The 10,018-nt window shown below is 39.2% G+C and carries 7 protein-coding genes; 2 read left to right on the top strand and 5 right to left on the bottom strand.

What is annotated here, in order from left to right:
* Positions 1-359: 359 nt before the first annotated feature.
* Positions 360-1,550 carry a PQQ-dependent sugar dehydrogenase gene (locus H5116_RS03315; protein WP_182715556.1) on the bottom strand — a complete coding sequence of 397 codons (1,191 nt, stop codon included), beginning with the start codon at positions 1,548-1,550 and terminating at the stop codon, positions 360-362.
* On the opposite strand from H5116_RS03315, the gene H5116_RS03310 reads away from it, so the two are divergent.
* Positions 1,535-1,987, top strand: a complete 453-nt coding sequence (locus H5116_RS03310; RefSeq protein ID WP_182715555.1) for a hypothetical protein — start codon at positions 1,535-1,537, stop codon at positions 1,985-1,987. The genes H5116_RS03315 and H5116_RS03310 overlap by 16 nt on opposite strands.
* A gap of 103 nt (positions 1,988-2,090) precedes the next feature.
* Here H5116_RS03310 and H5116_RS03305 read toward each other — a convergent pair whose 3' ends face one another.
* The 4 genes from H5116_RS03305 to H5116_RS03290 all read right to left on the bottom strand — a co-directional run bounded on the left by H5116_RS03305 (position 2,091) and on the right by H5116_RS03290 (position 8,262).
* Positions 2,091-3,290, bottom strand: a complete 1,200-nt coding sequence (locus tag H5116_RS03305) for an Nramp family divalent metal transporter (protein ID WP_182715554.1) — start codon at positions 3,288-3,290, stop codon at positions 2,091-2,093.
* A 612-nt stretch (positions 3,291-3,902) separates the two neighbouring features.
* Positions 3,903-5,165, bottom strand: a complete 1,263-nt coding sequence (locus H5116_RS03300) for a valine--pyruvate transaminase (RefSeq protein WP_182715553.1) — start codon at positions 5,163-5,165, stop codon at positions 3,903-3,905.
* A 135-nt stretch (positions 5,166-5,300) separates the two neighbouring features.
* A complete protein-coding gene (locus H5116_RS03295) occupies positions 5,301-5,960 on the bottom strand; it encodes a glutathione S-transferase (RefSeq protein ID WP_182715552.1) in 660 nt (219 codons plus the stop codon).
* 10 nt (positions 5,961-5,970) lie between these two features.
* Positions 5,971-8,262 (bottom strand): peptidase U32 family protein, encoded by a 2,292-nt coding sequence (locus H5116_RS03290; RefSeq protein ID WP_182715551.1) that lies wholly within the window; start codon positions 8,260-8,262, stop codon positions 5,971-5,973.
* 506 nt (positions 8,263-8,768) lie between these two features.
* Here H5116_RS03290 and H5116_RS03285 point away from each other — a divergent pair.
* The gene (locus H5116_RS03285; protein ID WP_182715560.1) at positions 8,769-9,872 is read left to right on the top strand and encodes an endonuclease/exonuclease/phosphatase family protein; all 1,104 of its coding nucleotides are present in this window, start codon (positions 8,769-8,771) and stop codon (positions 9,870-9,872) included.
* The last annotated feature ends 146 nt before the right edge of the window (positions 9,873-10,018 follow it).

Below are 10,018 nucleotides of genomic sequence, written 5' to 3'. Positions count from 1 at the left end.
CAAACGATTTTAGGATCCCGCATGACACTATCTCGCACCATTGAATTTATGATCACTACCAGCTTTCGTTGGACTTCCTAGCTTTCACTAGACGTTTTAAAATTTGAATTGGCATGCCAGTTGTATGAAAGTACACAGTTTTTATCACTAAACCGAGACCATGTACAGGCTGCTGGTGGTGGCAATACAATATATGGATTATTAGGCTCTCCATTTTTTAGAAAATACCAAGCTATATTAAATTTTGGTACTCATACACTCACAATTAGTGAGCCATTGTCTGATTGTGAGTGATTAAAGCGGTTCCCTAAAGCCGCTATTATCCTCTAAAAGCGAAGCGCCTTAACTCTCTTTGTGAACTAATTTGGCTTCACTAACATCAGCTCTGCATTTTTTCCATCCATTAATACCGCGACGTTACCCTTATCAGTTATAAACACATCTCTTAACCTGCCTGCGGCATTAGGAAATACGTGAGACTGTGTAAATTCACCACTTAGCAGATTAACGCTGTAGAGCTTTTTATCAACAAGGGTAGTGATAAGCACATGTTGCTGTAACGAAGGAAAAGCTGCATGTTTAGAGCCGTAATACGCCATGCCTGATGGCGCTATTGATGGAGTCCAATTAACACTTGGTTTTTGCATGCCTTTATATTCGGTAAAGGGTGAAATACGCGCTTGCGAGTAATCTTTGCCATAGGTGATTACCGGCCAGCCGTAATTAGTGCTAGCGGTTAAGTAGTTTAGCTCGTCACCGCCTGCAGGGCCGTGCTCGTGGCTAACAATTTGCTGCGTATCGTAATCATAAACTAAGCCTTGAGGGTTACGATGACCAAGTGAGTAGACAGCATGTGCATTTAGGTTTTTATGATAAATAAATGGGTTATCTGTTGGAATGGTGCCATCTAGGTTTATACGTAATATTTTACCAAGTTGGCTGGTGATAACTTGTGCTTGCTCTCTAAAGTCATACCCATCGCCCGTTGAAACTAATAATGTATTGTCGGGTAAGACAAGGGCGCGTCCTGCGTAATGTTGCGGTGTGTTTTTATCAGTCGCTACTTTATAAATAACGTTGGGCTTTGAAAAGTCAGTGCCATTAAACGTGGCTTTGGCAACAACCAGCCTGTTTGCGCTTGCATCACCTTGGGCATAAGTAAAAATAACTTCTTTTGAGTCGTTATAATCTGGTGATAAAACAATGTCGAGTAAACCACCTTGGCCCGCAACGTATAAGCCCTCAAGGTTTAATTTTACTCTTGATTGCACGTTGTTCTTAACTATAACTACATGACCATCACGCTCTGTAATTAACCATGTGCCGTTTGGTAGTTCAACCATGCTCCACGGAGACTGTAATTGCGTAGCCAGTGTTTGTGTACTGTATTGCTCCTTTGGTAGCGCAGCGCTTGCATTAACAGAAAACGCACAAAGCGAAAGCAGAGTAAAAAAAGAGATACATTGTTTACCGGGCAAGCCTTTGCTAGCATGGCCAGTATAAGAAAAAAGCTTTATTTTAAGTTGAGATAACCATGTCGTTTTTAACACGTGTATTGCCTTCATTTTTAGTTTCTTGGTTACTTACATTCACACTAGCTAGCTTGTTTCATAGCCAATACGTTGTCAATCAATTAGTTAATGTAGGTGTAGTGGTGCTCTTGAGTGATCGGGCTAGTTTAACGCTTGATGATTGGTTAGGCCTATTACCTACCTACGGCGCTATTATTGCCCTAGCACTTGCCATCGCTTTTTTTGTTACCGCAAAGCTTAATAAAAAGGTTCAAAAATACACTACTCAGTTATTTGTTATTGCTGGCATTGTGGCATTTGCTATTGTGTTAATTGCCATTGAATCAATTATGAATATTCATATTATAGCGGGCGCAAGAGGCTGGGGTTTTTATGCTCAACTGCTTGCAGGCGCGGTAGGTGGTTTTACATTTTCGCAATTATTTAAAGTAACTAAAAACCAAAAAGCGTGTTAGATGTGTGAATATAAGTACGGTTTATACGTTATATAGTGATTAATAAATAAAGCCCGCTGTTTATTATAAACAGCGGGCTTTAAATATGGCCTTTAGAAATTAATTAAAAAATTAAACTAATCAGTTTGTAGCTACTTAACCCAAAAATTAGGATTAAAACGGGTAGGGTTACCAGGTTTAACAGCAAAGAATTTGTGTAGTTTCCCATAACCCCTTTTTGATTAACCAGCCATACAAGGTAGGTGCTAACAATAGGGAGTAATAACCCGTTAGCCGCTTGTGCGAATATAATCACCGCTACTGGGTCTAAACCTAATGAGGCCACCGCAGTACCAAACAATAAAATAATAATAGCAACGCCTTTAAAGCGTAAGTTACCCATATCGTTTGACCAACCTAACATGCCACATACGGCGTAAGCACCGGCAAGTGGCGCTGTAATAGCGCTTGTTAAACCTGCTGCAAACAAGCCAATAGCAAAAAAGTAATGAGCGGCGTCGCCAAGTAATGGCTCTAGTTGCACGGCCATGTTAGCCGCACTAATTTGCCCCGCATCGGTACCATAAAATGCAACGGAAGCAGTAGATAAAATAGCTAACGTGATGACACCGCCTAAAGTGATTGATAGGCCTGTATCAACATTTGTTTCTTTAATCATTTTTTGCATATCGCTGCTACTGTCGTGTCTGGCAGCGAGTACGCCGGAGTGTAAAAATAAGTTGTACGGCACAATGGTCGTACCGACTAATGCCAATATAGTTGTAATAGAACCTTCAGGCATACTAGGGATAAAACCAGCAAATACATCAGCGAGCGAAGGGGCAGCCATTACAAGTGTTGAGATAAACACTAAACTCATTAAAATAACGAGTAAAATTAGCGCGTTTTCAACCACTTTATGTTTGCCGCTATACAGTAAAGCAGCACTTAACAAAGCAATAAGTGGTGTCCATAGTTGGGAGTTAATTTGAGGGAATATTTCAATTAACCCCATGCTAGCGCCACTTAAGTTACCCGCTTCATAAGCTGCACTGCCTACGCCAATGGCGCTAATAACTAAAAATATAGCTAAAGATTTAAATAAAGGCGTTTGAATATTAGCTCTAAGAGCTTGTGCTAAATCTTGCCCGGTAGTAACGCCAAGGCGCGCCGCCATGGATTGTAATAATATAGTGGCAATTACTGAAAACAGTAACGTCCATATAAGTGCAAAACCAAAGTTTGCACCTGCCACGCTGGCGGTAGTAATGGTCCCTGGTCCAATGAAGGCAGCGGTGACGAGTAGTCCTGGTCCTAATCGCATAATTGACCTTAATAGTGCTATTGCATGTTGCTATTTAAAGTTACATCTAACGCTTAAAACCGATATTTATACGCGATGCCTGTTGTGTTATTGCTGCCACTTAGAGTAAGTGCCCTGCAGCGATGTCGCCTCTTGGCTGGTTCTTTTTTACCAGTATATGTTATACCATTCCGCAATAATACTTAATCAATTTGAGGGATTAAATCTGACGCTAACTGCGTTAAAAATTTCTGATATACGACTGCATGGATGCAGGAGGTAGAGCAATGCAGGAGCAATTGCCGAGAACAACTAAATAACGAAATTTTTGCCTGGTTATCGACACGATTTTCTCACCTCAGAATAGATCACTCAATTAAGCGAATTGCTATTAAAAAAGGTCGCGTAGGATACCAACTTGTATATAAATTTAAAGGGGATACAATGCGTTTGCATAAACTTTAAACGAATAAGTGGTGCGAGTAGAGGTTACACGCGAAGTCTCAAAATTTAGTTAATGTTTACCGCATAAAAAAGCACAATATTTTATGCAGTAAATTACAAGAGAATGTATAAGCGACGCAAGTTAAATGACGAATGCCGATATTGCTATTAATAACAATATCAATGCATTTACTTTATTAGTGCTTTGATTGCTTCTAAGCCTTTTTTTAGTGTACTTGCATCGGTAGCATAGTTAATACGGATACACTCGTGCTTGTGCGCCCAATCATCGTCAATGCCGATAAAAAAGTTATGACCTGGGATCACATACACGTCTTGCTCTTTAAGTTGTTGATACAACACCTCGCTTGTTATTTTTGCATCTTTAAACCACAGCCACATAAAAAATGCACCTTCAACTTTGTGCAAATAAACAGGCAGTTCGGCAAATACTTCGTCAAACAACTCAATTGCTATGTGTGCTTTATTACGATAAAAAGGCAGTACAACATTACGGCACAGTGGCAGTAGTTCGTCGTCGTTAATTAAGCGTGTCACTAAGCTTGGGCCAATACTGTTTGGCGATAAAACCATGCTGCCGTTTACGCGGCCAATTGCTTTAATAATCTCATTATTGGCAACCACAATACCGCTGCGTAAACCCGGTAGGCCCAGTTTTGAAAGTGACATACATAAAATAATATTTGAGTTCCACGTTAGGTTTGCATCGGTGTAAATACAACCTGGGAACGGATCGCCATATGCGTTATCAATAATGAGTGGAATACCATATTGCTTAGCAAGCAAATCAAGGTGTTTTACTTCATCGTCAGTAATTACATTACCTGTTGGGTTAGTAGGGCGTGATACGCACAGCGCGCTTATACTGCGGTCGTTTGCTAGTGTTTTTTCAACTGCTTTAAAATCAATGACGTATTTAAACTGTTTTGATGTGCTGCCTGTATTCAAAATTTCGATATCAGGCTTTATGGCAACAAACATATCAGCCGATAAACCTTGATCGGCATAACCTATATACTCTGGCGCGAGGGGGAATAAAATCTTTTTATGGCTGCCATCCGGCATTTCGCCTGCCAACATATTAAACAGCACAAAAAAGTTAGCTTGACTGCCATTACCGAGTGCTACGTTATCGGCACTAATATCCCATGCGTACTCTTTACTTAGCTGGCCAGCTAATGCTGCTCTAAACTCGTCGTTACCGGTTGGGCCATCGTAAAGCCCAAATACTTGCGATACTTTATTGCTGGCAACAAGTTTTTGTAATTCACTTAAAAAAACCTCATTTACTTGTGGTACTAATGCGGGGTTACCGCCACCCAGCATAACAATATTAGGATTGTTACTGTTTTTAGCCCCGCCTAAGTCTTCCATTAATTGGGTAATGCCGTTGGGTTGTGTAAATTTAGTGCCAAAGTTTGAGTAGTTCATAATGCATAGCGTTTGTTAATAATGGGGAGGCAGTATAGCGTAAATATAGGGCTTAAATCCGATGATGAGAATAATTCAATGCTAAGATTTACAGCTAGTTATAGTAATGTAATTCCTTATAAAACAAAGGCTAAGTTAAGGCTTTTTAACGCCGTACAAAAACTCTTCGCCGCAGTCCATATACAAATCAAATTTGGCCATGACTTTGGTGAACATAGGGGCGTGTAAAAACTCGTTTAACCATGCGCGTACATGCGTGTATTCACTTTGTAAGTACCAGTGTTTATCTACACGGGCAAACTGTCTAATAAATGGCAGCAGGGCATAATCGGCTAGACTTTTTTCATTGCCCATTAAGTATTTATGCGTGGTTAGTTTTGCTTCGAATTGCTTAATAAACTCTTCGCAGGCTTTTTGGTAGTAAATTTGTGCCATGTCTTTTGTGCGAGCGTAAAACTTGTACTTTTCGAGCACTGGTTTAAATTGTGTGTCGTTTAACTTAATTAATTCAAGCATGCGCTCAAGTGCTAATGGGTTTTGAGTATGCAGTAAATTATGCGGGTCATTTTGCTCTAATGCCCATAGCATAATATCAAGGCTTTCATCTATTACTTGGCCATTAGGTAATAATAAAACTGGCACCGTGCCTTTTGGTGATATTTGTAAAAGATGCGGCGGTTTATTTTTAGTTTTTATAGCGCGTAGTAACACGTGTTGCTCTGCCATTAAAATACCCATTCGTGCACGCATTGCGTATGGGCAGTGTTGTAATGAATATAATAATGGCAATGTCATGTTAGTTACCTTAGCTGTTTAGGCCTTCAACATACTGCTGGCGGGTTTGTACTTTAACCAAGCTATTTAAGTGTTCAACCGCTTGTGTTTTCCCGTTAATTAAATCTTGAAAATGCGCAAGTAACACAGCTTTATCCAGCTTTTCTTTATCGCCTGAACCAATGTCGGTTAAATCAATCATAAACTCGTCAAATTTGTCGGCAAAGTCACTCACAATATTCATGTTTAAAAATTGCTCATGGTTGTAAATACTTGGGTAGCCGCCTTTTTGTTTATCAATAGCAAAACTAATACCTTTAACATTGGTAACGGTGGTTTCTTTTTTACAGCTCAGCATACAGCTTGCGTCAATGCGTGGTTTTTTACATCCTACTGTTTGCTGGAAAAAACATTGTCGGCTAGTCATCATTAGTATTGGATGATAAATGCTGTACATCATTTTAAAATTGTTAGGGCGTTTAATATTACGCATTTGTGGTTTGTTTATTTCGTTTGAAATAAACGCGCCTTTTGCGTTTAAATCTTCTTGTAGTGTTAGTAACGCATAAGAGTTTGTGGTGTTTAACAACGGGCCTGCAATCCAGTCAATACCCATTTGTACTGCTTTAAATGCAACGCCTGTGTTGTTACTAATAATAAGCTTAGGTTTTACAACCTCGAGTAAACGTACCGCTTCTTCAAAATCTTTACCAATTAACACCGCCGGAAACCACGGAATTAACTGTGGGTGCTCTAAAAATACATTAATGTATTTATCGTTATCGGTTCTAAAGCTCTCTGGTAATTTAAAGTAAACATCGCCACCTGTTAAATCACATAGATGAACATCTTTTATGTCCGATATTAAAATAGAGAGTGTTGTTTTGTTATCGGCTTTAGGGTGGTTTACTAGTTTTGGCAGTTCAACAGGGGCGAGTACGTCTTTTCCTTCGTTTAATAAAAACGCGACTTGCTTCTTAATACGGGCAAGCTCTTTAAAGGGAATGCTTAAGTTGTTGCCTAAGTTTGAGTAATCCATATTTTTAATTTCAAAATTGGCATTGCTAAAGGTTTTAAAGCGTTTATCAATAGCTGCAATATCAACAACCGATTTATCGGCGGTTTGCATAGGCATTTGCGATTGAACTTCAAAGCGTAGAGGTTGAAGGGCGCTTTGCTCTGCTAGGGTGTTGTCGTGTTTATCGTTTATTGTCAGTGTTACTGTAAATGGCTGGTTTAATTGGCCGCTAAACTCAAAGCGTAGTTCTCGTTTTGAAATATCTAAAAACTCAATCTTCTTTTTAACTAACGTATCAATGTCATTTTTTTCTGCGGCGAGTTCTTGTTGTGCATCGTAAATTTGCACAACCGAAATCGCGTTACTCTTTTCGTTAGCGTGATCAAAGCTATGGTCGCGCGGGTTGTCGGTAAACATGTTTTTTGTCATGTCACCTTGCAAAAACTTATTAGTAAAATTACGGTTAAATACTTTGTATAAGCTTGAATCATCTTCAATTAAATTACCTGTTTGTACAAAGGTATCTATTTGTTTGCGCCAGCTATCAATAACGGTATGTACGTAGTTAGCACCTTTAATGCGGCCTTCTACTTTTAACGAGTCAACACCAGCGGCTACCAACTCCGGTAAATCAAAATAGGCTGAATTATCTTTTAAGTTTAACGGATGTTTGTTACCCATGGCGGTTGGCTCGTATTCATCACGACATGCTTGTGAGCAACGACCACGGTTACCTGAGTTACCCACACTTACTGAGCTTGAATAACATTGCCCCGAAAACGCAATACACAATGCACCATGTACAAACACCTCGGTTAATACATCGCATTTGTGCGCTACGTCGGTCAATATTTTAATTTCAGTTAAGTTAAGCTCGCGCGATAAATTTACACGTGTAGCGCCAATGCGCGCTAAAAACTCAACCTGTGATTCGTTATGGGTGGTTAACTGAGTTGATGCGTGAATATGCAAAGTAGGAAAGTGCTTTTTAACTATATTGAACAACCCTAAATCTTGCACAATAATGCCATCGAGCGTGGTATTTACGAGTTGGTTAAGTAGCTTAAATAGCGCGCCCATTTCGTGCTCTAATATAACTACATTTAGCGTTAAAAATATTTCACAGCCGTATTCATGGGCTAGGCGAAGTGCGCCGTTAAGCTCATCAAACGAAAGATTAGACGCTCGGTTACGTGCATTAAAGGTATCTAACCCACAATAAACCGCATTAGCACCGGCTACAATGGCGGCTTTTACCGCGTTAACATCACCGCCTGGGGCTAATAGTTCAATCTTTCTACTCATTACAATGTCGCTTCGCTCATATTTAATTGCCGCGAATTTTATATGGTTAAGCACGTTAATGCTATTTATTGAGGGATATAATAAAGACTAATACCAATTCGCTTAATTAAGTGATCTATTTTGAGGCTGGAAAAACGTGTTGATAGCTAGGCAAAAAATTCGCTATTTAGTTGTTCTCGGCAATTGCTCCTGCATTGCTCTACCTTCTGCATCCATGCAGTCGTAAATTAGAATTTTTTAACACAGGTAGCGACACGTTTAGCCCCGCAAAATGATTAAGTATTATTGCGGATTGGTATAAAGTAAAAGAGTGTATAAAATTACAATTAAGCTGGCTGATTTATTACGTAAACATGTAATAAAATGATAGTTTATAAGCCAGCAACACTTTCAACTTTACTTAGGCGAACCCCATCAGCAATCAAGATCTTAAACAGTTAGATACAGATTTAAAAAGTGATGAATCTGGAATTATTAACACCCAACTAAAAATAGCCACATTTAACCTGTTTAACTATCTTGAGCCGCCCAATGCATACTATGAGTTTGAGAAAATTTATACTGTGCAGCAGTGGGCTAAAAAGCAGCGTTGGATTGTTGATTACTTAACAGAACATGCCCCTGATGTGATTGGTTTTCAGGAAGTGTTTAGCATTGACTCATTAAAAGAGCTAGTAGGCGAGCAAGGTTATAATTACTTTGCTGTAGTTGATACGCCAGAGGTGATTGATGACTTTATTTATAAACGCCCTGTAGTGGCAATCGCCTCTAAATACCCCATAGTTGAAGTAGCAGCGGTTGAGCACGATAGTGAGCTTGCAAATGCGCTTGGCCTTAATAGTGAGTTTACTTTTAGTCGTAAAGTACTAAGAGCAACTATAACGCTGCCGCATATAGGCAATACTGATTGTTACGTGGTGCATTTTAAATCTAAGCGCCCAATGATTAATGTCGATGAGCATAATAAAGAGCTTACACCCGAGCAAAACATAATTGAAATTTTAAAAGCGAATGTAGCGGGTGGGTGGGGCTCAACTATTCAGCGTGGCAGTGAAGCTACATTACTAATGATACAAATGATTGCCCGTCGCGAAGCTACGCAACAACCCATGCTATTAATGGGGGACTTTAATAATGAACTAGCGGATGGCGTATTAAGCCATTTACTGACAAGTACGCTACGCTTTGCGCCTGCATTTGATGCTAAAACCTACCTCGCTAAATATTGTTTAAATGATTCATGGGATTTGTTTGTTAAGTCGCAGCTAAGCGAAGATGAACTGTCTAATGGTGAGGCAATGACTAGCGATGAAATAAGCGATAGTGAAAGCAATAGCATTTTTGATTTAGCTGATGAAAACGAAGCAAAAAATGTTAATGCAACTAAGCTTATGCCCTTAAGAGCACCAACACATTATTATGGCGCGAGCAGCTCCGTGCTTGATTATATTTTATTATCTTGTGAGTTTGATGCCAGCTACCTTGGCAGTTTTTTTGAGGTGATTGAGTATAATACTTATGATCGTCACTTAATTAACCCCGAATTTGAGCGTGATGATTTAAGTACCGATCATGGTATTGTGTTAGTTACACTAAAACTAAGAAGCTAGGCTTGCTCTATGCATAATTATGCTAAAGTTATAAATTAAAAGTATTCATATAGCAGCAATACTTGATGTATTGCGCCGGTTTGTATATTTTATCATCAGCCTTTTGAATTGTATTAATAATAAATTACTAAAATGGTAAATATGGA

The sequence above is a fragment of the Pseudoalteromonas sp. SG45-2 genome (genome assembly GCF_014164115.1).
Classification (GTDB): Bacteria; Pseudomonadota; Gammaproteobacteria; order Enterobacterales; family Alteromonadaceae; genus Pseudoalteromonas; species Pseudoalteromonas distincta.
Note: the sequence above shows the minus strand (reverse complement) of the source record. Positions and strands in the feature narration are given on the sequence as shown.